This is a genomic window from Chromobacterium sp. LK1, assembly GCF_001043555.1.
Lineage (GTDB): Bacteria > Pseudomonadota > Gammaproteobacteria > Burkholderiales > Chromobacteriaceae > Chromobacterium > Chromobacterium aquaticum.
In genome coordinates this window covers 106,353-132,517 of the sequence record NZ_LDUI01000003.1, presented here as the reverse complement: position 1 = coordinate 132,517, position 26,165 = coordinate 106,353, and the positions used below count along the sequence as shown (strand labels likewise).

Annotated in this window: 20 protein-coding genes; 4 read left to right on the top strand and 16 right to left on the bottom strand. The window is 65.0% G+C overall.

Annotation, left to right across the window (positions count from 1 at the left end):
- Window positions 1-27 precede the first annotated feature (27 nt).
- The 8 genes from VI26_RS02335 to VI26_RS02300 form a co-directional block, all read right to left on the bottom strand.
- Entirely contained in the window at window positions 28-2,262 is a 2,235-nt protein-coding gene (locus VI26_RS02335) for a TonB-dependent siderophore receptor (RefSeq protein ID WP_048408122.1), read from the bottom strand.
- A gap of 267 nt (window positions 2,263-2,529) precedes the next feature.
- The gene (locus tag VI26_RS02330; protein ID WP_048408121.1) at window positions 2,530-3,516 is read right to left on the bottom strand and encodes a siderophore ABC transporter substrate-binding protein; all 987 of its coding nucleotides are present in this window, start codon (window positions 3,514-3,516) and stop codon (window positions 2,530-2,532) included.
- The gene (locus VI26_RS02325) at window positions 3,513-4,295 is read right to left on the bottom strand and encodes an ABC transporter ATP-binding protein (RefSeq protein ID WP_048408120.1); all 783 of its coding nucleotides are present in this window, start codon (window positions 4,293-4,295) and stop codon (window positions 3,513-3,515) included. The genes VI26_RS02330 and VI26_RS02325 overlap by 4 nt, the downstream gene beginning before the upstream one ends.
- Window positions 4,292-5,242 carry an iron chelate uptake ABC transporter family permease subunit gene (locus VI26_RS02320; RefSeq protein ID WP_048408119.1) on the bottom strand — a complete coding sequence of 317 codons (951 nt, stop codon included), beginning with the start codon at window positions 5,240-5,242 and terminating at the stop codon, window positions 4,292-4,294. Before VI26_RS02320 ends, VI26_RS02325 begins: the two co-directional genes overlap by 4 nt.
- Window positions 5,239-6,189: an ABC transporter permease gene (locus VI26_RS02315; RefSeq protein ID WP_304413454.1), complete on the bottom strand. Its 951-nt coding sequence runs from the start codon at window positions 6,187-6,189 to the stop codon at window positions 5,239-5,241. The genes VI26_RS02320 and VI26_RS02315 overlap by 4 nt, the downstream gene beginning before the upstream one ends.
- On the bottom strand, window positions 6,183-7,952 hold the full coding sequence (locus VI26_RS02310; protein ID WP_048408118.1) for an ABC transporter ATP-binding protein: 1,770 nt from the start codon (window positions 7,950-7,952) through the stop codon (window positions 6,183-6,185). The genes VI26_RS02315 and VI26_RS02310 overlap by 7 nt, the downstream gene beginning before the upstream one ends.
- Window positions 7,946-9,742 carry an ABC transporter ATP-binding protein gene (locus tag VI26_RS02305; RefSeq protein WP_048408117.1) on the bottom strand — a complete coding sequence of 599 codons (1,797 nt, stop codon included), beginning with the start codon at window positions 9,740-9,742 and terminating at the stop codon, window positions 7,946-7,948. Before VI26_RS02305 ends, VI26_RS02310 begins: the two co-directional genes overlap by 7 nt.
- Window positions 9,739-10,308, bottom strand: coding sequence for a sigma-70 family RNA polymerase sigma factor (locus VI26_RS02300; protein WP_048408116.1), 570 nt, complete (start codon window positions 10,306-10,308; stop codon window positions 9,739-9,741). The genes VI26_RS02305 and VI26_RS02300 overlap by 4 nt, the downstream gene beginning before the upstream one ends.
- Window positions 10,309-10,810: 502 nt before the next feature.
- On the opposite strand from VI26_RS02300, the gene VI26_RS02295 reads away from it, so the two are divergent.
- Window positions 10,811-12,967, top strand: coding sequence for a condensation domain-containing protein (locus VI26_RS02295; RefSeq protein WP_048408115.1), 2,157 nt, complete (start codon window positions 10,811-10,813; stop codon window positions 12,965-12,967).
- Between the two features lie 487 nt (window positions 12,968-13,454).
- On the opposite strand, the gene basC is transcribed toward VI26_RS02295, so the two are convergent.
- Together basC and VI26_RS02285 are read right to left on the bottom strand one after the other, a co-directional pair.
- Window positions 13,455-14,771, bottom strand: a complete 1,317-nt coding sequence (gene basC, locus VI26_RS02290; protein ID WP_048408199.1) for a putative histamine N-monooxygenase — start codon at window positions 14,769-14,771, stop codon at window positions 13,455-13,457.
- An 86-nt stretch (window positions 14,772-14,857) separates the two neighbouring features.
- Complete coding sequence (locus tag VI26_RS02285; protein WP_048408114.1) at window positions 14,858-19,240, bottom strand: amino acid adenylation domain-containing protein; 4,383 nt, start codon at window positions 19,238-19,240, stop codon at window positions 14,858-14,860.
- Window positions 19,241-19,364: 124 nt separating this feature from the next.
- Between VI26_RS02285 and VI26_RS02280 the strand changes: the two genes are divergently transcribed.
- Together VI26_RS02280 and VI26_RS02275 are read left to right on the top strand one after the other, a co-directional pair.
- Window positions 19,365-19,637, top strand: a complete 273-nt coding sequence (locus VI26_RS02280) for a phosphopantetheine-binding protein (RefSeq protein WP_082150836.1) — start codon at window positions 19,365-19,367, stop codon at window positions 19,635-19,637.
- A gap of 239 nt (window positions 19,638-19,876) precedes the next feature.
- The gene (locus tag VI26_RS02275; protein ID WP_048408112.1) at window positions 19,877-21,040 is read left to right on the top strand and encodes a histidine decarboxylase; all 1,164 of its coding nucleotides are present in this window, start codon (window positions 19,877-19,879) and stop codon (window positions 21,038-21,040) included.
- Between the two features lie 114 nt (window positions 21,041-21,154).
- On the opposite strand, the gene VI26_RS02270 is transcribed toward VI26_RS02275, so the two are convergent.
- From VI26_RS02270 to VI26_RS24215, 6 genes are all read right to left on the bottom strand, one after another.
- Entirely contained in the window at window positions 21,155-21,814 is a 660-nt protein-coding gene (locus tag VI26_RS02270; RefSeq protein WP_048408111.1) for a hypothetical protein, read from the bottom strand.
- A gap of 29 nt (window positions 21,815-21,843) precedes the next feature.
- Entirely contained in the window at window positions 21,844-22,605 is a 762-nt protein-coding gene (locus tag VI26_RS02265; RefSeq protein WP_048408110.1) for a S49 family peptidase, read from the bottom strand.
- Window positions 22,602-23,396, bottom strand: coding sequence for a type II CAAX prenyl endopeptidase Rce1 family protein (locus VI26_RS23045; RefSeq protein ID WP_053074180.1), 795 nt, complete (start codon window positions 23,394-23,396; stop codon window positions 22,602-22,604). Before VI26_RS23045 ends, VI26_RS02265 begins: the two co-directional genes overlap by 4 nt.
- Window positions 23,393-23,650 carry a phosphopantetheine-binding protein gene (locus VI26_RS02255; RefSeq protein WP_048408109.1) on the bottom strand — a complete coding sequence of 86 codons (258 nt, stop codon included), beginning with the start codon at window positions 23,648-23,650 and terminating at the stop codon, window positions 23,393-23,395. The genes VI26_RS23045 and VI26_RS02255 overlap by 4 nt, the downstream gene beginning before the upstream one ends.
- Window positions 23,637-24,662 carry a hypothetical protein gene (locus tag VI26_RS24220; protein WP_156183709.1) on the bottom strand — a complete coding sequence of 342 codons (1,026 nt, stop codon included), beginning with the start codon at window positions 24,660-24,662 and terminating at the stop codon, window positions 23,637-23,639. The genes VI26_RS02255 and VI26_RS24220 overlap by 14 nt, the downstream gene beginning before the upstream one ends.
- Before the next feature lie 516 nt (window positions 24,663-25,178).
- The gene (locus tag VI26_RS24215; protein WP_156183708.1) at window positions 25,179-25,382 is read right to left on the bottom strand and encodes a hypothetical protein; all 204 of its coding nucleotides are present in this window, start codon (window positions 25,380-25,382) and stop codon (window positions 25,179-25,181) included.
- Between the two features lie 432 nt (window positions 25,383-25,814).
- Here VI26_RS24215 and VI26_RS02240 point away from each other — a divergent pair, with 432 nt between their 5' ends.
- Complete coding sequence (locus VI26_RS02240) at window positions 25,815-26,138, top strand: hypothetical protein (RefSeq protein ID WP_048408106.1); 324 nt, start codon at window positions 25,815-25,817, stop codon at window positions 26,136-26,138.
- Window positions 26,139-26,165: the final 27 nt, after the last annotated feature.

Here is a 26,165-nt window from a genome sequence, read left to right as displayed (position 1 = left end):
TTAGCTCGCGAGATCGTAAACACGTTCTCAGAACGACACCATGCCGGACAACAGCAAGGTGCGCGGCGCGCCCAGGCCGCCGGACAAGCCGCTGCCGTCGCCGCCGTTCCATGACCCCGCCCAGTAAGCTCGGTTGGCAACGTTCTGCACCGTCGCGCGCAGGGTGATTTCCTTGGCCGCCAGCTTGGTGGTATAGCGCGCGCCCAGGTCAAACAGGGTGTAGGAAGGCAAGGACAGTTGGTTGTTGTCGCGGACAAAGCGCTCGCCCACGTACTGGGCGTTGCCGGTGGCGGTCAGGCCCGGTAGAGCGGCGATATCGTATTCCACGCCCAACTTGGCCATCACCTTGGGCACGCCCGTGGCCTGCTTGCCCAGGTGCGTCGGGTCCAGCGCCTTGGTCAGCTCGGCCTTGGTGTAAGACGCGCCGCCCATCAGGCGCAGGCCGCGGCTGGCCTCGCCCCAGAAGCTCCACTCCAAACCTCGGTTGCGCTGCTCGCCGTACACGCCGAAGACATTGCTGTCCGGGTTGGTATAAGCGCTGGGCCGGGCAATCTGAAACAGGCTCAGGCTATGGGTAATGCCGCCCCAATCCAGCTTGGCCCCCAGCTCGTACTGCTCGGTCTGATACGGCTGCAGGCTTTCGCCGGCGTTCTTGGCCGCAGTAGGCGCGGTTTCGCCTTTGTTCAGGCCCTGAATGTAGTTGCCGTAAACCGAGAGCTGGTCCGAGAGCTTGACCAGCAAGGCGGTGGCCGGGGACCAGCGGCTTTGGTCATAGTTGGAGGTTTGCGCGCCGGCCGCGTCGTAGTTGCTGCTCTGCACATTCTGACGCCGCGTGCCCACCGTCCATTGCACCTTGCCGTCCATGAAGGAGAGGGTGTCCGCCAGGGCGATGCTGCCCAGCTTGTCCTCAACGCTGCTGCCCATATACCGCAACGCCGGCTTGGACCCGAAGGACGGCGCATAGTAATTGGTGGTGAAGGAGGGCCCTCTGCCATTCTGGTAGTTCCACTGCGAGGTGTAGCGCGTGGCCACCAGCGACCATTTATGTTGAATCTTGCCGGTGTCGAAATGACCACGCACGCCGGCCTCGCCGGATTTTTGCGTCCCATCGCTGATTAAGCGAAAGGCGTTCACGTTGATGTCCCCGGCATTGTTCAGCAATTGATTTCTGGTGATCTGGGCATCGAAATCCACGTCCCGCTGTCCCCATGCGCCAAACAGGGTGAGCGCATCGCTCAGTTCGTATTCGCCACGCAGCATGGCCATCTGGGTGTTGTTAATGCTGGCGGCCCAATCCGGCGCCAGCTGATAATCGCCGGTTTTGGGCGTAGGCACTTGGGTCACGCCGGGGGCGATGGAGAAGATGCCGAAGTAGTTGATGCCGTCCAGCCTCTCCCGCTGCTTGTAAAGGTCCAGCGAAACGCGGGCGCGCTCTCCGCGCCAGTCCAGGCCCAGCGAGGCCAGGCCCATGTCCTGCTTCTGCTTGTCCACCGCGGTGTCGCCGTTGCGGTAAACGCCGTTGAAGCGCACGCCCCATTGCTGCTTGTCGCCAAAACGCCGGCCCACATCCACGTGCACGCCGGGCATATTGTCGGATTCATAAGTCGCGGTGATGGAGGTCAGCGGCGTGTTGCCCGCGCGCTTGGGCACGATGTTGACGCTGCCGCCCAGGCTGCCTTCCGGCGGCATGCCGTTGAGCAGGGTGGACGGCCCCTTGAGCACTTCCACCCGCGCCGCCATTTCAGTGGAGCTGCGTTGGTTCGGCGCCATGCCGATCAAGCCGTTGAAGGTCATATCGTTGGCGGAGGTGGGAAAGCCGCGGATATTGAATGTTTCTTTGACGGATCGTTTGCTAGCCACATAGACCGAGGCGTCTGCGGCGCCGATCAATGTGCCAATATCCCGCGCTTGCTGGTTTTCGACATAGTCCTCGGTGTAGCTGATGGTGCTGAACGGCGTGTCCATCACGTCCAGATTGCCCAGTACGCCCACTCGGCTATCGGTGGCCAATTGGCCGCCGGCGTAGACGCGACGGCCTTGCACCACCACCGGCGCCAGCCGTTCCGGCGCGCCGCCGCTGGCCTGGGCCGGCGCCTTGTCCGCCGCCAGCGCCGCCGGCGCCAGACTCAGGCCGGCACCGCCAAAGCCCGCCATCAGGGCCAGATGGATGGCGGCGCGCAGCGTATTCAGGGGGAAGGCGGATTGCGGCGCGAGTCGGCGTGTAGTTGATATGGGGGAGGCCGACCGTTTCTGACTCAACATCCAAGTTCCTTTCTACGTGAGGAGATTGTTTCACTTCACTATGTATTCCGAAGCAAAGTGAGAAACCCTCAAATAGAAATGAAAATCATTTTTGATAGCACATCGTCAAGCCATCCGCGCCGCGTCCGGTTTAGGGTCGCTAACAAAACCGCGCAGCGTACCTGGGCCAAGGCGCGCCGACGCAGAAAACGAAGTTTCTGCGAAGCTACAGTACAAGTCGTACGACAAGGAGGCGCAACGCAGGATCAGGGGTTTTGTTAGCGGGTCTTAACTACGGTAACCCTTGATCACCTCATCCCCAATCCGGTTCAGGCAACTCAGGCTGGCGGTGCACAGATACCAGGTTTCGGCGTCGGCGAAGATCACCTTGCCCTTGCGCCAGGCCTTGGTCTGCCGCAGCAGCGGGTTGTCCAGGGTTTGCAGATTCAAGGCCGGCCGCCGCTCCATCACCGCGGTGCGGTCTATCACGTACAGGATGTCCGGGTCCGCCTGCTGGATGAATTCATTGGAGATCGGCTGGCCGTGCAAGCCGCTGCTGGTCTCATTGCTGGCCGGCTTCACCCCCAGGGTGTCGAAGATGTAACCGTAGCGCGAACGCACGCCGTAGGAGGTAAAGGCCCCGTTGTTGTGCAGCACGATCAAGGCCTTTTCCGGGCGGCCGGCGGTCACCTCGCGTACCTGCTTGATCTTGGCGTCGATCTCGCCGGCTTTCTCGCGCGCCAGCGCCTCCTTGCCCAAAATCCGGCCCAGGGTCAGCAAATGCTCCTTGGCCGTGTCCAGGGTATGGCCGGGGCGGTTGTTGAGGTCGATGTCGTAATGCAGCGTCGGCGCGATGCGGCTCAGCTCCGGATAGCTTTGCGCCTGCAGCGGGGAGATCAGGATCAGGTCCGGCTTGAGCGCGTGCAGCCGTTCCAGATTGGGCTGGATGGTGGTGCCCACGTCCATCACCTTGGGGTCCTGCTCGTACTTCTTCAGGAAGCCGGCCACATAGTCCTTGGAGATACCCGCCACCGGCGCGCCCAGCTGGTCCAGCGCGTCCAGCTCGCTCATGTCAAAGGCCACCACCCGCTCCGGCCGCTTGTTGATCTGGGTGGTGCCCAGCTCATGCTTGACGGTGACCGGGGCGTAGGCGGCCTGGGCCGCCGGCGCGGCGGCTGTGGATTGAGCCTGCCGGGCGTCGCAGCCCAGCAAGCCGCCAGCCACGGCCAGCGCCAGCAGGGCCGCGCGCGCGCGCGGCTGCTTATGAATGCTCATACGGTTTCTCCAGAGGGTGAGGGATTGAAGTAATTGCAGACGAAGCCGCGCTCGCTGGGCAGGATGTCCACGGCCAGGCCGTAGAGATCGCGCAGCCGCGCCTGGGTGACCACCTCGGCCACCGGGCCGCAGCCATGCACCGCGCCCGCCTTCATCGCGACGATGTGGTCCGAGTAATTGGCGGCGAAATTGATGTCGTGCACCACCAGGATCACGGTGCGGCCTTGTTCCTCGCTCAGCCGGCGTATCGCCTGCATGATGTGCACCGCGTGCTTCATGTCCAGGTTGTTGAGCGGCTCGTCCAGCAGCAGGTAGTCGGACTGCTGGGCGATGCTCATCGCCAGAAAAGCCATCTGCCGCTGGCCGCCGCTGAGCTCGTCCAGATAGCGGGCGCGCAGCGGCTGCAGGCCCAGGAAGGCCAGCGCCTCGTCCACCGCGCGGCGGTCGTCCCGGCTCAGCAGACCCTGGCTGTAAGGGAAGCGGCCGAACCCCACCAGCTCCTCCACCGTCAGGCGCAGGCCGATATTGGGATGCTGGCGCAAGGTGGCCACGCGCTTGGCGTAGCTGCGCAGCGGAATCCGCTCTATCTCCTCGCCGTCCATCAGGATGCGGCCGGCGCTGGGCTTCAGCAGCCGGGCGATGGACATCAGCAGCGTGCTCTTGCCGGCGCCGTTGGGGCCGATCAGCGAGGTGACTTGCCGGGAGGGAAAGCTGAGATTGACGTCGCGCAGCACTTGTTTGTCGCCGTAGGCTTTGTAGACGCGCTCAAGCGTGATCATGCATGTCCTCTGCTGCGCACCATCAGCGCCAGGAAATAAGCGCCGCATACCAGGTTGACCAGAATGCTGACGGTGGTTTTGTAATTGAACAGCTGCTCCACCAGGAGTTGGGCAGCAATGAAGATGGCGATGGCGACGGCGCAGGCCAGCGGCAGCGTGACCCGATGCCGGAAGGTGCGCGCCAGCGCGTAAGTGATGTTGGCGACGAAGACGCCCATGAAGGCGGTGGGCCCCACCAGGCTGGTGGACACCGCCGCCAGCACCGCGATCAGCGCCAGCTGCATGCGCACATTGCCGGGGTAGTCCACGCCCAGGGAAATGGCCTGCTCGCGCCCCAGCAGCAGCACGTCCAGCACCGCCAGTCGCCGGCATACCGTCCAGGCCGCGGCCGCGGTCAGCAACGCGGCGAACAGCAGCGCCCCGGGCTGAACCCGGTTGAAGGAGGCGTAGCTGAAGCCCTGCAGGATGGCGAATTCGCCGGGGCTGGTCTTGAGCTGGATGAACTGGGTGAAAGTGCCCAGCACCATGGTCAGCACCAGGCCGCTCAGCAGCAGCAGATAGAGATCGTTGCGCTCCTTGCGGAACAGCGCGCGGTGCAAGGCCCAGGAATAGGCCAGCATCACCGCGATGGACAGCAGCGCGTTGCCGTGGCGGCCCAGCAGCGCCAGGCTTTGCGCGCCCAGCAGCAGTACCAGCAAGGACTGCAGCAATAGGTAGATCGCCTCGTAACCCATGATGGCCGGGGTCAGGATGCGGTTGCCGGTCAACGTCTGGAAGGTCAGCGCGGACACAGCGATGCAGACGCCGGCCACCCCCATCGCCGCCAGGCGGATCAGGCGGTTGGGAATCACGTAATCGAAATCCAGGCCGGAGCCCAGCAGTAGGAACAGCAGCGCCAGCGCCGCCGCCAGCGCCCAGACGCCGCGGCGGATCAGGGCGTCCCTCATTTGTGCTTCCATAGAATCATCATCAGGAACAGGACGCCGCCCACGCTACCGGCGGTCAGGCCGATGGGCACTTCAAACGGGTAGATCAGCAGGCGGCCGATGATGTCGCAAACCAACATCAACAAGGCGCCGCAGGCGGCGACGATGGGCAGCGTGCGCTGCAGGTTCTCGCCCCAGCGCAGCGCCACCAGATTGGGAATGACCAGGCCGACAAAGGGAATCGCGCCCACGGTGATGACGGTGGCGGCCACCGTCACCGCCACCAGCACCAGGCCCAGCGCCGCGGTGGCCGCGTAGCTCAGGCCCAGGCTGGCCGCCATCTCCTCGCCCATGCCCAGCACGGTGAAGCGGTGGGCGTAGCAATACGCCAGCGCGACGATGGGCAGGATCAGGTAGACGATCTCGTAATTGCCTTCGACGATCTTGGAAAAATCGCCCAGCAACCAGCCCTGCATGCTTTGCAGGATGTTGTGGCGGTAGGCGTAGAACTCGGCCACCGCGCTGAGCACGCTGCCGTACATCAGCCCTATCACCGGCACCAGCACGGTGTTCTTGAACTGGATGCGGCGGATGATGGCGATGAAGACCAGGCTGGAGGCAAAACAGAAAGCCAGCGCGAACAACATCCGCCCCAGATTGCCGGCCTCCGGCACCAGGCTCAGCCCCACCAGGATGCCCAGCTTGGCCGCGTCCAGCCCGCCGGAGGTGGCCGGCTCCACAAAGCGGTTGCGCACGATCTGCTGCAGGATCACCCCGCACACCGACAGCCCCACCCCCACCAGCAGCAGCGCCGCCAAGCGCGGCAGCCGGCTGGCGGTGAGGGTCAGCCAGCTGTCATCGGACAGGGCCAGCGGCCCGGTCCAGGCCATCTGTTTGGCCCCCACCATCAGGGACAGGCCGCTGCAGGCCAGCAGCAGCAGCAGCGGCAAGGCGAGTCGTTTCAACACACGGCCTCTGCCGCCGGCGCCGCGGTAATGCGCCAGCCCTTGGCGCTTCTGCGCTGCTCCAGGAAGTGGGCGTAGAGGCCGGCGCGCGCGCTCAGCTCGGCATGGCTGCCTTGCTCGCGCACCTTGCCGTCCTCCAGCACCACGATCTGGTCCGCCATCTCCACCGTGGACAGCTGGTGGGCGATGACGATCAGGGTGCGCTTGCCGCGCAGCCGCGCCAGCGCCTCGGCGATGGCGGCCTGGTTCTCGGTATCCAGCGCCGCCGTGGCCTCGTCCACCAGCAGGATGGGCGCGTCCTTGATCAGCGCCCGCGCAATGGAGATGCGCTGGCGTTCGCCGCCGGACAAGCGCGCGCCGCCCTCGCCCACCGGGGTGTCCAGGCCCTGCGGCAGGCGCTCGATGATTTCCTCCACGCCGGCCAGCTTGGCCGCCGCCAGCACTTCGGCGTCGCTGGCGTCCGGCTTGCCGATGCGAATGTTGTCGCCGATGCTGCCCTGGAACAGATAAGCGTCCTGGAAGATCTGGCTGATCTGGCCGGCCAGCCGTTCGCTGGACAGATCGCGGACATCCACGCCGCCCACTTTCACCTCGCCCTGGTCCACGTCGAAGAAGCGGGCGATCAGGCGCAACACCGTGGTTTTGCCGGAACCGGACGCGCCCACCAGCGCGGTCATGCTGCCCGGCGCTATGCGCAGGCTGAGTTCGTTCAGCACTTGCACCTGTTCCGGCCCGTAGCGGAAGCCCACCCGGTGCAACTCCACCGAGGCGTCCGCCGGTTCGCCGGAGCGGACCGGCTCGGCCATGGGCTCCACCTCGAACAGCTTGGCCACCGCCTGCAGCTGGCCGCGCGCGCCGCGCAGCACCTCGCTATAGCCGGCCACGTCCAGCAGCGGATCGATGAAGCGGCTCATCAGCATCAGCGCCACCAGCGCCGGAATCACCGTGGCCGGGCTCAGACCCAGGCCGGCATGGTCGCTCAGCCACAGCGCGGCCACCAACAACAGCGCGGCGAAGCTGGCCTGCACCGCCCAGACATTGAGCACCGAGGACAAGGCCGACAGCCGGATCAAGCGCCGGCCGGAGCGCTGCTGCTGGGCAATGGCCTGCTCCAGGAAACGCGTGCCGCCGCTTTCGCCGTTGAAGGCGCGCAGCACCGATTGCGCCTGCGCGAACTCCACCATGCGCTGGCTGCTCTGGCCGGCGTGCTGCTGATAGGCCTGGTCCGCGCGCTGGCTCAGCCGCGCGGTCAGCCCAAACACCAGCAGCAGGCAAGGCAGGCTGGCCAGCCCCACCCAGCCCATCAGCGGATTGACGGCGAACAGCGCGCCCAGCACCACCACCGGCGTCACCACGCCGACAAACAACGGGGTGAACACATGGGCCGGCAGCTGGGCCATTTCCATCATGCCCTGGGTGGCGATGTGGTTGAGCCGGGCGGTGTTGCCGGCGCTGAACCAGCCCACCGGCAGGCCGCCGACATGCTCGGCCAAACGGTGGCGTCCGCCTTGCAGCACGGCGATGCCCACCGCGATGCCGGCTTTCTCCACCTTGCGCCGCAAGCCCCAGCACAGCGCCACGCCCAGCGCCTGCGCCGCCAGCCACATGCCGGCCGCGCGCGCCTCGCCGGCCAGCAAATGACTGAGCACCGGCGCCAGCATCACGATGGTCACGCCGCACAGCAGGCTGTAGATCAAGGCCAGCCACGCGTAGCGGCGCAATTTGACCGCGTCCTCCCCCAGCAGCCGAATAAAAGTCTTCAACATTGCGGCACCAATCCTTCCTGTTCTGCTTCTCCGGCCTTGCCGTAATGACCCTGCGCCCACAGCCGCGCGTAGCAGCCGCCCTGTTCCAGCAACTCATGGTGGCGGCCGCGCTCGATCAGCCGGCCCTGGTCCACCACCAGGATCTGGTCCGCCTGCATCACCGTGTCCAGCCGATGCGCGATCACCACCAGGGTGCGGCCGCGGGCGAAGGCGGACAGCGCCTGCTGCAGCTTGACCTCGTTTTCCGCGTCGGCCGCCGCCGTCGCCTCGTCCAGCACCAGCACCGGCGGGTCCAGCAACACCGCGCGGGCTATGCTCAGCCGCTGGGCCTCGCCGCCGGAGAACTGCACGTCCTCGCCTATCACCGCGTCATAGCCGCGCGGCAGTTCGAGAATGCGCTCATGGATATTGGCCATGCGCGCGGCGGCCTCGATTTCCGCCTGGCTGGCGGAAGGCCGGCCCAGCGCGATGTTGTCGCGCACGCTGGCGTGGATCAGCCTCACGTCCTGCAAGACAAAGCCGATGCGCCGATACAGCTCCGCGCTGTCCAGCTGCCGCAGATCCACGCCGCCCAGGGTGATGCGCCCGGCGCTGGGATCGAAGAAGCGCAGCAGCAGCCGCGCCAGCGTGGACTTGCCGGCGCCGGAGGGGCCGACGATGGCCGTCACCGTGCCCGGGGCCAGCGTGAAGTCGATGTCGGACAGCACCGGCTCCTGCTCGGCATAGCCGTAGCTCAGCCCTTCCACGCGGATTTCGGCGTCGGTCGGCCGCGCCGCGCCGGCAGCGGTTTCCAGCACCGGCGTCTGCAACAGCGCGTGCACGCGCTGGGCCGCGCCGGTGGCGTGGTTCAAATCATGAGTGATATAGCTCAGCATCAACAGCGGCGAGCTCAGCCCCGGCGCCACCAGGGCGAAGGGCAGCACATCCACCGGAGCGATCCAGCCCAGGCCCACCATCAGCGCGCCGAAAGCCAGCACCACGCCCAGCACCGACACCGGCGCGATGATGGCGTTGGCGTTGGCCATGGAACTGACCAGCGGCCGGGTGAAATCGGTGAAGGCGCTGGCGAAGGCGTCTATCGCCGCGCGGTAGCTGCCGTGCGCCTTGTGCTGCGCGCCAAAGGCCTTGACCACCGGAATGCCGTTGACGAACTCCACCACCGCGTTGTTGATGCGCGCCATGCCCGCGCCAAAGCTTTCCATATTGGCCGCGCTGGCCTGGTGCGCCCGCGCGAAGAACAGGAAGAACAGCGGAAACGGCAGCAGCGAGGCGATGGCCATGCGCCAGTCCATCGCGAACAGATAGACGATGGACGCCAGCACCGCGCCCACGCTGCGTCCCAGCGTGGTGTAGAAATGGGCGGTCAGGCTGTGCAGGGTGCCGATATCGTCGTGCATCGCCTGCTTGACCTCGCCCGAGGCGCGGCTGGTGAACCAGCCCAGCGGCACCTTGGCCAGCCGGCGAGTAATCGCCAGGCGCAGCAGGCCGGTGATGCGGTTGTCCGCCAGATGGGCCACCACGTCGCCGGCCAGAATCAGCGTCATGCCGGCGAACAGGCAAAGCAGGCTCAGGCCCACCACCCGCCACAAGACATCGCCGCTCAAGGCGACCGCGCCCTGGCCCAGCGCCAGCTGCGCGATATGGGCGACGCCGGCCAGCGGCGCCAGGCTCAGCATGGCGCCCAGGCCCGCCAGCAGGCCGGCGGCGATCAGCCGGCCGCGTATCGGCGCCAGCACACGGGCGATAGGCCCGGCGGCGGCCTCTCCCAAAACCTCTTCCTCAACACTCATGACAACTCCTCTACGACACGAATTAATGAATGCGGCTTGCAGCCACCCTGCCCCAGTCCGGCCTCCACGCTGCGGCGGCAAGCCTGCAGGCCGAGCGCGACGTATTTCTCCACCGACGACACCGACACCTGCAGCTCCGCGGCGATATCGCCGTAGCTCATGCCGTTGAGCCGGGACAAGAGCAGGGCCTGGCGCACCTTGAACGACTTGCCCATCAGCGCCAGGTCCACCCCCTTGATCTCCTCCTTCACCAGCGCGCGCGCCTCTTCCGACTGCGCGCGCGGCTCCGGCTGCAAGGCCTGGCTTTCCAGATAGCGGGCCTCCAGCCGGCGGCGGCGCAGCAGATCAATCACCTTGCCTTTGGCGATCTGCGCCAAATGGCAGCGCGATTCGTCCGCCGGCGGAATCCGCCCTTTCTGGATGAGGTGCAGGTAAATGTCGTGAGCCAGATCCGTCGCGTCGTTCGGATTGCCCAACTTGCGCTGCAGCAAGCCGCACAGCCAGCCGTGGTGATCCAGGTACAAGCTCCGTAATTGCGACTGAAAAGTGATCGGGCCATTGTCCACGCCCCTCTCCTTTTCACTTGTATTTGCAAATGATAATCATTTTTATTATTATCACCGACATTGTCAATACGTCATACCTAAAGCAAACACACAATGTCCTTTGCATTAATTATGCCGAAAAGCCAGTTTACGAACGCCAGGCATGACGTATAAGCGCCCTATTAGCCTGATGGACCCGTAAGAACCTGTTCAAAGTCTCGCGAGCAAGAGCGAGACAAGGCGAAAACGGCTGAGAAAGCGGAATGGTCAAGCGGTACATGAGCATTTCGAAGTTGTTTTCAACGCCGTATCGCCGCAGCGCAGCAGACTTTGAACAGGTTCTGAAAAACGGCCGGAATCCCGCGCCTCCCATGCCGTAGACATCTCATCGCAAGAACCCGCCGCACCCATTCCCAGGGCCGTCATCCCCCGACGACGCGTCCTGTTGACTGGCGACCGTCAAATGCCTCCCGTCGCCGCCCATAAAGATTATTGGCTGTTGAATTTCAGAAGGAGACCACTCTTGTCGCACCCCCACCCCGACATCCCGTCGCAGCGCCTGTCCCTGAGCCTTCACGAAGAACAATGCTGGCTATTGCAGCAGCAACACCCGGAACGCCTGAGCCGCCGCGTTGACGCCTGGCGGCTGGACGAACAGACCGATCTCGCGCTGCTGACCCTGGCGCTGCAACAGCTGATCCAGGCCCGGCCGGAGCTGAACGCCCGTTACGCGTTCAGCGACGACGGCGATCTGTGCAAATCCCATGTGGCCGGCTGGCACCCTTGCATCGCCTTCCCTCGTATCAAGGAAGCCGAACTGGCCGAGCGCCTGCTCGCGCTGCGCGCGGCGCCGTGGGACGCGGCGACGCAGCCGCCGTTCCAGGCCCTGATCATCCATACCGAACACAGCGCCGTGCTGGCGCTGAGCCTGCACCCCATTCTGGAACCGGCCCAGCCGTTCAACGCTTTGGCGGACGCGCTGGCCCAGGGCTATCAGCAACTGGACGCCGCGCGCCGCCCGCTGACGCTGACGCCGCTGCCCTTGCTGGCCGGCGAAACCGGCTACCACCCGCCGGCGGCGGCCCAGCCCGCGGCCGACGGCCAAGACGCGATCGCCGCCACCATCCTGGCCGAACTGCGCGCGGTGCTGGCCGAGCCCGGCATGAGGCCGGACGACAACTTCTTCGATTTCGGCGGCCATTCGCTGCTGGCCACCCGCATCATCGGCACGCTGCAAAGCAAGCACGGCATCCAGATCCGCTTCAACGACTTCTTCGAAGCGCCCACCGCCGCCGCGCTGGCCGCGCGCGCCACCGTCAGCGAACAAGGCCGCCAGGCCGCGCCGTCCGCCGAAGTGCGGCAAGCGCCGCTGGCGCTCGCGCAAGCCTCGCTGTGGCGCGCCTACGCCGCCTACGACTTCGGCACCATCTTCAACCTGCCCTTCGCGCTGGACTTCCTCGACCCGGTGGACGAAAACCTGTTCCGCCTGGCCTTCAGCGACTTGCTGGAACGCCACGCCAGCCTGCGCACCACCTTCCATGAACAAGACGGCGCCGCGCTGCAGCGCATCGTGCCGCTGGCGGAAACCGGCGGCTACAAATGGTTCTGGAGCAGCGCGGAGAGCGAGGGGCTGACGCTGGCGGACGAAGCCGCCCATCGCTTCGACCTGGGCCGCGAACTGCCGCTGCGGATACGCTTCCTGCGCCATCCGGCCACCGGCCGCCAGACCTTGTCCTTCCTGGTGCATCACATGGCGATCGACGAATGGTCGCTGAATGTGATGATGGATGAACTGGCGCTGGCCTATCGCGCCCGCGCCGCCGGCCAGCCGCCGCAATGGGCCGCCCCGGCGCCCTCCTTCCACGCCTTCGCGCTGGAGCAGCAGCGCCAAGGCGTCAACCCGCGCCACATGGATTACTGGACCGCCATGCTGCGCGGCGCCACGCCGGGCCTACAACTGCCGGACCCGGCCGCGCCGGCCCCCGCGCCCGCCCAAGCCGCCGGCTTCAAGGCCAAATGGCTGGAGTTCAAGCCCGAGCCGGGCACGCAGGAAGCGATCACCGCCTTCGCCAAGCGTCACGATTCCTCGCTGTTCAGCGTGGTCTACACCGCCATCGCGCTGGCGCTGCATAAGCTGGGCGATCTGCCGGAAATCGTGATCGGCACCTCGTCTTCCGGCCGCACCGACGCGGCGTATTTCGACACCGTCGGCTACTTCACCACCATGGTGGCGCACCGAGTGCGTTTCGACCGCCGGCAATCGCTGGGCAGCCTGCTCAAGGACGTGACCCTGACCATCAACGACTCCATGGCCTATGCCGACATTCCGCTGGAACTGGTGCAAAACGCGCTGGGCATGACGCCGGCGGACGGCCTGCTGTTCGACGTCTACGTCCAGGTCCACGCCAACAACGCGCTCAACGGCGCGCTGCCGGCCCCGGACGGCGGCGAGATCCGCTACCGCCAGATCGACCCGGACAAGAGCGAATCCATGTTCGGCCTGCAGTTCGAGATCATGGAAGACGCGCACGACGGCTCGCTGCGCCTGGTCATCACCTACCGCGCGGAGCGCTACTCCGCCGCCCAGCTCGAGGCCATCTGCGCCACGCTGCACCGCTTGTTCGCGCTGTTGAGCGCGGGCGACGCCAGCGAGCGGAGGCTGGAAGAGCTGCTGGGCTAAGGCCTATTCCATGCCCGCTGCGCGTCGGTGATACGGCGCGCAAAGCCTTGACGCCCCCGCCCTCAAACGAGAGCGGGGGCGTAATGTCATCGCCGGCCGAAAACAGCCTTAGAGGCTGTTTACGATCTTTTGTAAGTTCGTTGAAATGTTACGTAAATACATAGGAAACCTCGTATTCGACGTGCCCTGGGTCCCTTCAAGCCTGCCGTCGGGTGGCAGGCCCGAGGTTTTAGCTACGCAGAAACTTCGCTTCGCTCGTTTTAAGCGGCTGCTTGTTCGAGCAGCGCGACGTTAGCGCGCTGCGAGTTCAGCCGCGCCTCGGGCCTGACGGGACCCGGCGGGAAGCCGTAGGCCAGGCTTGCAGGGTGGCCTTTAGGGGTGGAGGGGATATTTGGCCAAGCAAATATCTCCTCCCTGCTCGCCGGGCGGAACCGGCCCTAAACCATCATCCGCGTAGCGGATTCAAAACTAGCTAGCCAGAAACAAGCTACCCCTGCGGCAGCCCATAATGCTGGAACGCCGAACGCTGCGGCAGGCGATAACGCGGCTGACCCAACAACTGATTGATGATGGCCGCGTTGCGGATCGGGCCTATGCCCAGGTCCGGCGAACCCACCCCGTGCTGGAAAATCTCCGCGTTCTGCACAAACACCCGGCCCGGCCCCTGATCGCGGCGGCGCGCGGTGAAATCCTCCTCCACGATGCAATCGCCCTGCGCGTCCACCGCCAGCACCGTCTCCTTCAAGCGCTCGAACCACTGCGGCCAGGCGTGGGCGTAGCCGGTGGCGGCGACGATGGCGTCGGTCTCCAGCTGGCAACGCTGGCCCAACTGCCGGTGATGGCAAGTCATGCGCAGCGCGCCGTCCGCGCCCAGTTCCTCCAGCGCCTCCACATCGCAATTGGAATACAGCTTCAGGCCCGGATCGCGGCCGCCTATCGAGCGCTCGTAGAGCAGATCGAAGATATCGCCGATGGTGGAGAAGCTGATGCCCTTGTACAGCAGGCCCTGGCCGGCCACCACCTCGCGGCGCTTCTCGCGCGGGATGCTGTGGAAGTACTGCATATAAGCCGGGGTGAAGCACTCCTGCCCCAGCTTGGAAAACTCCATCGGGTGGAAGCCCGGCGCGCGCGTGATCCACTGGATGGACGCCCCGGCCGCCACCTGCTCCGGGCTCAGCTCGCGGAACAGCGCCAGCACGCACTCCGCCGCGCTCTGGCCGGAGCCGATCACGGTGACGCGCCGGCATTGCGACAGCGCCTGCTGATTGGGGATGAACTGGGCGGAATGGATCACCCGCGGGTGGCGGCTGGCGCGCGCCCACGCCGGCAACCATGGCGAAGTGCCGACGCCCACCACCAGATCGCGGCCGGCATAGCGGCGCATCCCGCCCGACGCCGACTCGCTGTCCACCACGAAACGCCCCGCGACCGCGTCGTAAGCCACGTCCCGCACCTCCTCGCCAAAGCGGCAGGCCGGCAGCTGCTGCGCGGCCCAGCGGCAGTAATCGTCGTATTCAATGCGCGGCACCAGGGTGTTGTCGTAGTAGTAGAACTGGTAAAGGCGGTCATGCTGATGCAGATAGTTCAGATAGCTGAGCGGATGCGTGGGGTCCGCCAGCGTGACCAGATCGGCCAGGAACGGCACTTGCAGCGTGGTGCCCGGCAATAGCAAACCCTCATGCCAGCGAAACGCCGGCTTGCGCTCCAGAAACACCCCTTTGATGTCCGAGTGACGCGACAACAAGGCCGCCAGGCCCAGATTGAACGGCCCGATGCCGACGCCGGCAACATCTACGTTCGCCATTTCCATATGCGAAAAACTCCCAAGGTTCTATCAAAGGTTCTATCGATTGCCCCCGGGGCGGGATGGCCGCCCCGGGGTGAGTTTGATCAGGGCTGACCAGCCACCAGCAAACGCTCCACATCCGCCACATTGCGACAACGCAGCAGCTGTCCGGGCGACAGCTCGACGGCGAAGGTTTCCCGCAGGCGCGCCGCAATGGCTTTCAGATGCTGGGGCAGCAAGCCCATGCTGCTGAAGTCCAGCAGCTCGTCGGCCAGCTCCTGATAGGAACGCCCCAGCACGCCCAGATAAATATCCAGCACCGGGCGCCGGTGCCGCGTCGCCGCGGCCGGCGCCTCGACAACGGCGGGCACCGCCACGCGCTCCGGGGCCGGGACATGGGCCGGCGCCTGCAACAGCGCGCGCGCGCCGCGGCGGTCCGGCTTGCCGTTTTGCGACAGGGGCAGTTGCGCCACCTGTAAGAAACGCGTGGGCACATGGGATTGCGGCAGAACGCGGCGCGCATGCTCGCGCAGATCCGCCGCGCTCACCTCCGCGCCGGGCTTGGCCACGTAGAGCGCGCCTATGCTCAATTCCCCCTGCCGTTCATCGCCCACATCCACCACCAGCACATGGGCCAGCGCCGGATGCTTGATCAGCTCCATCTCGATGTCCGGCAGCGACACCCGCACCCCTCGCACCTTGACGTAGCCATTGACCCGGCTGTCGAACATCATCACCCCGTCCGGCCGGTAACGGCCGCAGTCGCTGCTGCGGAAGGCGCGCGCCTGCTGGCCGGCCTCGTCGCGCACGGTGACGAAGTCGTGCTGGGTCAGTTCGCCGTTTTCCAGATAGCCCAGCGCCAGATTGACGCCGGCGGTGTGAATGCGTCCGGCCACGCCGGCCGGGCAATGCTCGCCGCGCTCGTTCAGCAGCCAATAGCGGTTGCCGGGCAGCGGCCGGCCATAGGGCACCTTGGCGCTGTCCTCCGCGACGATGTCGTGCCAGATACTCCAGATCGTGGTTTCCGTCGGCCCGCCCAAGGACAGCAGCCACGCCGCCGGCAGAGCAGCGCGCAAATCCGCGATGATGGACGGCTTGATGTAATCCCCGCCCTGGGCCACCAGTCGCAGGCTGTGCAGCCCGCCGTCGCGCCGGCAAGACAGCAACATCTCCAGCATCGCCGGCACCGTGCACCACAGCGTGACGCCGTGCTCGTCCACCAGCTGGTTCCAGCGCACCGCGTCCTTCTCCTCGCCCGCCTCCGGCAACACCAGAGTGGCGCCGGCGCTCAGGCTGCCCAGCACGTCGAACACCGACATATCGTGGTGCAACGGCGTCACCGACATGCACACATCGCGCTGCGTCACCCGCCAATGCTCCAGCGTGGCGCCGATGACATTGGCCGTGGCCCGGTTGCACAACACCACGCACTTGGGCTTGCCGGTGGTGCCCGAGGTGTACAGGTAATACGCCGGCGTCTCGCTCAGCGACAGCGCCTGCCAGCCGCCGCGCGCGGCCAGCGGCGCGGCCTCGGCCAGCAGTTGCTCCGGCGTGGCCCGCGCATGCTCGGTCGGCAAGGGCTGGGCCGCCACCACCAGGTTGGGCCGGCAGTTGTCCAGCAAATAACGCAGCCGCTCCTCCGGGGACGCCGCGTCTATCGGCACCCAGATCACGCCGCTGAAGGCGCACGCCAGGGTGATGATGGTGTGCTCCGGGCTGCGCGGCAGGCATACCGCCACCACCTGGCCGGCGCCGACGCCGCGCGCCTTCAGCGCCGCCATCGCCCGGGACACCGCCGCGCCCAGCTCGCCGTAGCCTATCCGCCGCTGGCCGCTGATCAGCGCCACCTTGTCGTTGTCCGGGTCAAAGATATGGGCGGCGATGCGACCGAGGAAATCCTCGCTGCGAGCCTCGGCTTCCATGCTGTTCAGCCGGTAATGGCCGTAATCCAGCACCCGCCCGGCCGGCGCCTCGAACACGCCGCTGTCCACCACCTGCTCGATGGCCCGCTCCAGCGCGCTCAGCACCGCGCCCACCAGCGCCGGCTCCAATGCGTCGCGGGCGTAGTCGATATCAAACACCAGCGCGCCGTCCGCCCGCGCGGAAAAACGCAGATCCATCGCCACCTGCGGCGTCTGGGTCAGCCCGCCGATCTGGCGCATTGCGCCGTCCGCCGCTGTTGGCCACGACAAGCCATTGGTCACCACCACCGGCAGCGCCGGGCCGGGGCCATGGCTCTCAAACAGCATCCGCGCCAGGTCCACGCCGGAGAAGGCCAGGTGCTGCAAGCCCTCCATCACATCCGCCTGCAAGCGGCGGCCGCGCTCCGCCAAGCTGTCCAGCCCCGCCGGCCACGTCACCGCGATGAAGCTGGAACGGTTGGAGAAGCCGCCGGACGGCAGCGGCGCCACCGGCACCGCCACGCACAAGCCGCCCTCATCCAGCCAGTGCGACAACACCTCCAACACCAGCGCCATCACCGTGGTGTTCTTGAAAAAGCGTTGGCCGTTGCCCAGCTTGCCCAGCCGCTCGAAACGCTCCGCGCTCACCGTCAGGCTTTGCCGCTCATAGCGCGCCACGCCCAATTGATCCAAGGGCTTGCGCCAAGGCAGCCGCGGCGCGCCGCCGCAATCGGCCAGCTTGTTTTTCCAATACAGCGCGTCCGCCTTGCGGGTTTCCGCGGACGCCTCGGCCGCCGCCGTGGCGGCCGGCCTGCTCGGCTCCGCCACGCCCTGGAACAGCTCCAGCATCAGCGCGGCGATGGAACGGCCGTCAACGATCAAGGCATCGAAACGCACGAATACTGTCAAGCTCTCGTCCGGCAGCAGGAACAGCGTCAGCTCCCACGGCGCGTGCTCCAGATCGAACAGCGCGTGGGCGTAATCCTCACGCGCCACCGCCACCCGCTCCTGGGCCGCCGCCGGCGACAAGGCGCGCAAATCCACCTCGCGCAGATTCACCCGCGGCTGCGCGCGGACCCGCTGCCGCAAGCGCGTGACGTCTATCACCGTGCGCAGGCAATCGTGACGCCGCACCATCTCGCCCAGCCGGGCGCGCAGCAGCGCCGGGTCCATCGTCCCGTGGTATTCGCGGAACTCCTGCATCGCCACCCCGCCCAGCGGCAGCTGCGCGGTGCGGCCCAGCAGGTAAGCCTGCTGCAACACCGACAGCGGCGTTTCCGCCTCCGGCTGCGCCAGCGGGCGCTCCAGCGCGGCCGGGTCCGCCGCCACGGCGGTGGCCAGCGCCACGAAATCGTTGAACAGCTGCGTGATCCAGTCTTGCGGCAAGGCGTCCAAGCGGATGTCCCAATTGATCAACACCCCGCCGTCCGCGCTGACGATCTGCGCGTCCAAGGCCACCTGCGGCCCCTGCGAAATCACCCAGTTCATCGCGCCGAAGGCGCGCCGCACCCGCTCCGAGAACAACTCCCCGCCCGGCAGGTCCAGCGCCGCGGTGAACACCACCGGCGCGATCTGCGGCGAGCGGTGATGGCGGGACAGATCCCGCATCAGGTTCACGCCCGGATAAGCGCAATGGCCGGCTCGCTCCAGCAACTGCGCGGCCAGGTTTCGGCACAGCGCGCCCAAAGTCGGCGCCGTGTCCAAATCCACATCCAGCAACACCAGATTGGCGAACTCCCCGATGATGCGCTCCGCGCCCTCCAGCAAGGGCGGCCGCCAGAACACCGGCACATTCAGCCGGAAGCGCCTGTCTCCAGTGGCCGCCCCCAAAGCCTGGGCGAACACGCCCAGCATCAGGCCGGACAGCGTCAGCCGCTGCGCCTTGGCCAGCCGCCGCAAAGCCTGGCGCTGCTCCGGCGCCAGCCAGGCGCACAAGCGCTGGCTGGACGCCGCGCCCGCCGGACCCTGCCTGCGCGGCAAGGACGGCGCCGGCGCAATCTTGGGCAATTGCTCGCGCCACCAATCGCGGTCCCGCTCCCGAGCCGCCTTGAGCCAGGGCTCGTCCCGCGCCCGGTCGCACCACTCAAAGAAGGACGGCGTGGGCGGCAGCTCCGCGTCCGGGGATTCGTAAAACAGCGCCAAATCCTCCATCAGCAGGCGGAAGCTGGACGGGTCGACGGCGATCATGTCCGCGTCCACATGCAGCCGGCTATCGCCCGCGCCAAACAGGCTGATGGAAAAACGAACGGCTTGACCGGTTGCCAGGTCAAGCCGTTGATGAGTCCACTGCTGGCGCTTGGCTTCCAGGCGCTGCGCCAGCGCCTCGCCCTCCAGGGCGGTGAAATCCTCCACCTCCAGATGAGGCGCCTTGTCCGCCGCCGCCAGCGCCTGCATCCCATCCGCCGTCACGCAGGCGCGCAGCATGGCGTGCTCGCGGCCCAGCCGCCCCAGCGCGGCCACCAAGCGCGGTAGCTCGATGGCCTGGCCGTCGAACTCCGCATACAAATGCGCAGAGACGCCGCCCAGATCGGAATGATCGCCCCGGCCCATCCAGCAGGCCGCCTGCATTGAAGTCAGCTCTCTCATTGCGCACCCATGAAAATTGACAAATGGATTTCTTGCATTTCTTCCATCTCCATATGGCATCTCTAAATGCGAATGATTATAATTTACATAATTAGTGCTATGCAATGATTCAGGTGAAATCAACATGACGAATGAAAAACACGCCCAAACAATGCAAACGGAAGCGGCCAGCCCGCGCCAATGGCTGCATGGCCGGCTGCGGCAACTGCTGACGGAAGACGGGGTGCTGAACCCCACGGAAAACCTGATGTATTACGGCCTGGATTCCCTGCGCCTGATGACGCTGGCCGCGGAACTCAACGCCCGCGGCATCCCTGTGCGCACGGAAGAACTGAGCCGCTCCCCCACGCTGGCGGACTGGGAAGCGCTGCTGGACGCACGGCAAACCGCCGCTTAAAGCACCGCAAGCGCGGCGAAAGGCTGTTCACGTTTTTGGCCAGCTTTTGAACTTGTCTGCCAGGCACCGCGCATCCGATGCGCGCTGGGCCCTTCACGCCCGCCGGGCAAGCCCCGGCGATGAAAACCACCATCCGCAAAAACAGACAACAACCGGGCGCCAAGCCACGCCCGACCAACAAGGAAAAACACCCGGCAATACCCACTCCAACCCACTGAGAAACCACGGAGCCACCACCCATGTCGCTGTCCCCACTTGACCAAAACCGTATCGAATCTTTTTGGCAGTACTGCTTGCAGCACCAATATTTCAATCTCGCTTATCCAGAGTCAGCCGACTTCGACTACGCCCCCTTGCACCGCTTCCTGCGCTTCTCCATCAACAACTGCGGCGACTGGAACGAAAGCAGCAACTATCTGCTGAATTCCTTCGACTTCGAACGCGAAGTCATGCACTTCTTCGCCGAACTATTCCACATCCCCTTTGATGAAAGCTGGGGCTACGTCACCAACGGCGGCACCGAAGGCAATATGTTTGGTTGCTACCTCGCCCGCGAACTCTTCCCCGACGCCACGCTGTACTACTCCAAGGACAGCCACTACTCCGTGGCCAAGATCATCAAGCTGCTGCGCATCAAATCCCGCGCGGTGGACTCCCTGCCCAGCGGCGAAATCGACTACGACGACCTGGTGGCCAAAATCCAGCAAGACCAGGAACGCCACCCCATCGTCTTCGTCAATGTCGGCACCACCATGAAAGGCGCCGTGGACGACATCGGCGTCATCCAGCACAAGCTGGCTGAGGCCGGCATCCCGCGACAGGATTACTACCTGCACGCCGACGCCGCGCTCAGCGGCATGATCCTGCCCTTCGTCGACGCCCCGCAGCCCTACTCCTTCGCCGACGGCATCGACTCCATCAGCGTGTCCGGCCACAAGATGATAGGTTCGCCGATGCCGTGCGGCATCGTGCTGGCCAAGCGCAGCAATGTGTCGCGCATCTCCGTGGAAATCGACTACATCTCCGCCAAGGACCAGACCATCAGCGGCTCCCGCAACGGCCACACCCCCATGATGTTGTGGGCCGCCATCAAGAGCCGGCCGCTGGCGGAATGGCGCCGCAAAGTGCGCCACTGCCTGGACATGGCCCAATACGCGATAGACCGCCTCCAGGCCGCCGGCATCCAGGCTTGGCGCTGCAAGAACTCCATCACCGTGGTCTTCCCCAGCCCGTCCGAGCCGGTATGCGACAAACACGGCCTGGCCCGATCCGGCGGCACCGCCCACCTGATCACCACGCCCCACCACCACGACAGCCAGCGGCTGGACCGCCTGCTGGACGACATCGTCCAGGACCTGGGCGCCATGACGGCCCCGGCCGGCGCCACCATGAGCGCGGCCTAAACCCCGCATAGCGTCGCCGCGGCGCAGCAAAGCGGAAAGCCGCCCACAATGGGCGGCTTTCCGCTGTAACGCCTCCGCCGTATCGCCGAAGCGCGGCAGACTTTGAACAAATGCTTACTCCGCCTCCAGCAACACCGCCTCCACCTCCCGCTGACACATCACTCGGCCCGCCGGCGACGCGGCCAGATCCGCCAGCCGCAGCCGGCACGCCCCCTGTGCATTGCTGACGCAGCCCACCCCCTGGGCGGAAACCGGCTCCAACTGGCAGCGGACCGCCGGCCCGGCCGGCATGCGGATCACCACCCGCGGCAAGCTCGGCGCCAGCCGCGCCACCCACCAGCCCGCCTCCCGCAGCGCCGCCTGATACTGCCGCCGCCCCTGCTCCAACTGCGCCACCGCCACCCCGTCAAGACCGTGCCGCTTGAGGCGAACCTCCACCCCAAGCTGCAAGCCCACCTTGGCCGGCACCGTGATCCGCACCGGCGGGTTCTCCCGGTACAGCGCCGCGCTGATCGGCACCGCCACCGAGCCGAAACGGTCCAGCCGCAGACTGATGGGCGCGGCCGCCGCCAGAATCTCCAGCGTGCCGCCCTCCAAGGACAAAGCGCGCTCCAGCGGAGACAAGCGCAGGCGAAACGCCAAGTCCGGATATGTTTGCGGGCTGACCTTGAACAGGTATTTCAGATTGACGCCATCGGCGATGCGCCGATAGTCCAACTCATAGACATGCTGGGCCTGGACGGCGGGCAGCAAGCTCAGGCCGATGGCGGCCACAAGACACGCGGCTAGACCAGAACCAGGCCTCAGGGACTTAGCCACCGTTTGCCCAGCCGCAACAAGCCATCCAGCAAAGGCCACGGCACGGCGGAAGCGGGCTCCACAAAACGCAGCAAGGGCGCGCCATGGCCGGCCAAACGCCCGCACTCGGCCACCGCCGCGTAAAAACCGCCCACCACATCCGCCAGCCCCAAGGCGACGGCCTCCGCCCCATTCAACACCTGCCCGGCCGCCAAGCGCTCCCGCCCCTCGGCACCCAAGGCCGGCCGGCATGCCAGGATGGCCACCATGAACTGCCGCCCGTTTTCCCGCACCAGCTCATGCAAGGCCTGCTCCGCCTCCGGGGCCAGATCGGCACAATGACTGAACATATCCTTCAAGGCATTGCTGGCATAAGCGGTGTAGCCCACGCCTAGCTTGGACAACAACGCCGACGGAGACAACAAACGCACAATCGCCCCCGCTCCGCCCAAGGTGGCGCTGGGCGTGACCACCAGCCGGTCCGCCGCCAACGCAGGCAACAGCCCCGCCGACAAGGCCGTCTCCATCACCAGGGCCACAATGGGCAGACCCAACTCCTCGCGGCACAGATTCACCGCTTCAATAATGGCTTCCGCGCTGCCGGCGCCGCCGCCATTGGAAGAAACACGCAGCAATACCGCGCAGGCCGCCGGCTTGCGTGTCGGCAATTCCCGCAGCCGCAGGGCGAACTCCAGCGCGCTGGCCTCGGTAATCGGCCCGGCAATGGAAAAAACATAGATACAAGACGGGCGACGCGGCCATATCACGACATGATCTCCATCCGGATCGCCGGAAACGCCAGCACGGTCCCAATGCACACATCCGTGGTCACATGCGCCGTGAAGGCGGCGGCCAGGCCTCCGCTCCACACCCTCAGCCCGCCCAAGGCCAAGCCGTACAACAAGGTCAGGCCGGCGCCCAGCCAGCCATTCGGCACCCCTCCGGCATAGTGCGCGGCGGCAAAGGCCAGCGCCTGCACCAGCAAGACGATGGACAAGGGCAAGGCGGCCTCGACCAAACCACCCTGCACCATGCCGCGATAAATCACCTCCTCCAGCCAGCTGTTCAGCAACGCAAACCCCAGAATCACCCCCAGCAGGGCCATCACCGGCCAAGCCGGCATCAGCCCGGCCTGCACGCGCAAATCCGGCGCGAACCAACGCATCCACAACAGCAAAACGGCGCTGCTGATCAAGCCCACCAGCACCCCCAGCGCGGCATGCCGCGCCCGTAGGCGCCCCATGCGCATCACCTCCAGCACACGCGGCCGGTCCCAGCGCCAAAACACCAGCAATGTGAGCAAAATGGGCAACAACATGATCAGCGGCCAGACCTGCCACGCCAACAACAGCATGCGGTTGAGCAGCCATGCCGACACCAGCACCAGCACCATGCGCGCCAAGGGCTGCGCCTGCCGCCATACCCGCCATCCACTCCAGGCCGCCAGCAGCACCGGCCCCCATAGCCCCGCCCCGCTGCTCAACTGCGCCCAGGCCAGCGCGGCGATCAGGCCAAGCAGGCCAGCGCGCTCGCGGCTAAGTGACAGCGGCGGGCTCATGTCGAGCGTTCCACCACCGCCGCCTCCGCGAGCTTGCGCTGCAATAGCGCCTCAAAATCCAGCAGAGTGTGCAACTGGCCGGCCTCCTCATCGGAAATCTCAAGCAGAAACGCCTTCTCCAATTCAAACAACACATCGTAAAGCGACAAGGAATCCAGCCCCAGGGTATCCACATCCGGAGCGCCAAGAATGGTTTCCAGCGGCAAATCCGTTGCCCGCGCCAGAATGGCCGCCACTTCTTCACGCAGCGCCATATTCACCTCCAGCGGCCAGCGCCTGCTCAATCTCCCGCGCCAAGCGCCAGCGCTCCGCCACCGCATGCCAGGCGGTGTATTGCTCGGGATAACGGGCAATCAGCGCGCCAATCACGCCGTCGATGCGGCAGGCCATCTCGGTCAGCGCCTCGCCCGAGGCCTGCGCCGGCACGGCAAGGCGCAAATGGCTGGCGGTGCGAAACACATCCTCCTCCCTCACCACGCTGAGCACGACCAGGTCCACCTCCAGCCGCTTGGCTATTTCCAGAATGCTCAAGGGAAACATCGCCGCCTTGCCGCAAAGCCGCGACCCCACCATGCGCACGGTTTCCGTGGGCATGCTGTCCACCCTCATCTCCACGGAATAGCCCTGGCGCACCGCCCTGGCAATCTGCCTGGCCACCAATGGCTGATCAGCGGCAATGCCCTCTATGCGCTGCCCGGTCATGCGGGACAAGGATTGATAAAAACCAACCTTCTGCAGCGGCTCCAAGGCGCAACGCGGCTGCACCACCGCTATTTTCCTGGCATTGGCATATTGCTGCCGCACCGGCTGCAGCATGCCGAAGTAGTGCAGCGCGAATGAAACCACCAAATAAATAACGGGCTTTTCCGGCGCCACCTCCTTGGGCGGCCGGATATCCACTTGCGTATGCCTGCGCCCCCAGCGCAATAAGCGCTCTCCAGGCAGCCGGCACAGCGTGGAAAAAATCAGGGTGTTTCTGGCGTGATTGATCTGGGTGTGCCAGTAAATGTGCCAACTCCGCAAATACGAAACACTTAGCACATGTGAAATGGCGGACAATGTCGAACTCACCTTGCTGGTATTCGCCAAGGCCTTTAAGGTCCAGATGCTGCCCACGAATACGGCCAGCGCCATTTGCATGAAATACGGCCACTTGCCGCCAAGCCAGGCCCAACGCGGAATAAGCCCGATCATATCTGAAAACCTGACACCAACAGGCATGCCATAAGCTGGCGGCGCAGGCGATATTGCGTTTTTATTTTCCACCATTCCCCCCAATTAAAATGAGGCCAGATAAAATGTGAGCCCTTATCTAAAGGGCTCACTCGATTTACCGTGGGATTACTGGGCAATAATCAGGCATGTGGCCGAGGATTGAACTGGAGTGACGGCGGATTTGGACACCAGAACCACTTTTCCGCCAATCAACACCTTAACGGCTGGCGGTTTAGCCGGCTTGTTTAATGGCATGAATGCTCTCCAATAAAATGGCTTGAAAGAAATTGGCCTGCAAAAGGCAGGCAAGTAAGCACTCTGCCTTCACCTTTACCCAAGAGTCAATCTCGCCTGGCCCTCTCAGATTTCCGCTTATCCAAACGAATATGAGCAAGCGCCCAAATTATTAGAAAATCTTATCCATTAATAGGATGATGTTTTTCAATGCATCACAAAAATACCAAAGACATGCAAAATAAAAAATGGAAACACGGTAAAGACCCGTTAGAACCACGAACAACACCGGCGGCGACGCTGAGCCATGACACGCCAACAGCACACGTAGAATCAGCGGGCTTGTGAGCGGGTCTTATTGCATAATAGCGCTGCAATACGCGCCACTTTGCCCGCTCCACCCCGGCCCGCCAAAATACCAATATCATGCAAACGCCTTTCACCAGCCCAGCGCATCATCTCCATTCCATTTATCATCCAAGGCATCGCTAAATGAGCAAGCGCCTGCCGGCAATGAATGGTGGGAAAATACAACATGGCAAAATCGGGGCGATTCCCCGTGTAAAAAGCATGAACATGGCGGCATTCATTTCCCCAACGGACAGGCCTCCCAACCTTGACGCCCCCGCCTTCCCCCCTTACTCTCGTCCGTGCGCTGCGCCAAATAACGCAGCCATGGGCTGGGAGGCCCGTTTGATATCCCGTAGCAAATCGCTTGGCCGCGATTCGTTATGTGCTGTTGCGTCTGCCACCATCCGGGCGGGCGCATGGCACTGAGCCCTCCGGGGCTGCCGTTGGATGTCCGGTCCTCCCACTTTGTCATGTGCCTGCCCACGCCTTCCGTGCGTGCCGCGCAGGCATCCCTAAAGCGATGTTAGTGGAGGCCATAATGAATATATTGAGTTTCTACCGGCAGCACCCCCGTCCGACCCACCCCACAGCGATGTTCACGGCCATGGAGGACCAGCCATGAGCGCCGCCACCGTCCAACTCCAGCCACCGCTGCTGCAACTGCGCGAGCAGATCAGACAGCTCTACCTCACCACCAGCGGCCAGGACGAAGCCAACGCCATGGTCTCCATCCTGGAACAGTCCTACCTGCAAGCCGATGAAGCCCTAAGCCGCGGCATTGTCCATGTCCACACCGCCAACCAGAGCCTGCACGCCATGATGACGCTGCTGCTGAACTGCCAGGAGGACCAGCAAGTCAACTGCGAACAAATCGTGGCCTTGCTGGAACCCATCCGCCAGGAACTGCAGGCCGGCTTCGTGCAGATATCGGAAGTGATGTAGACGTAACAACGCCGCAGCGGGGAGGCT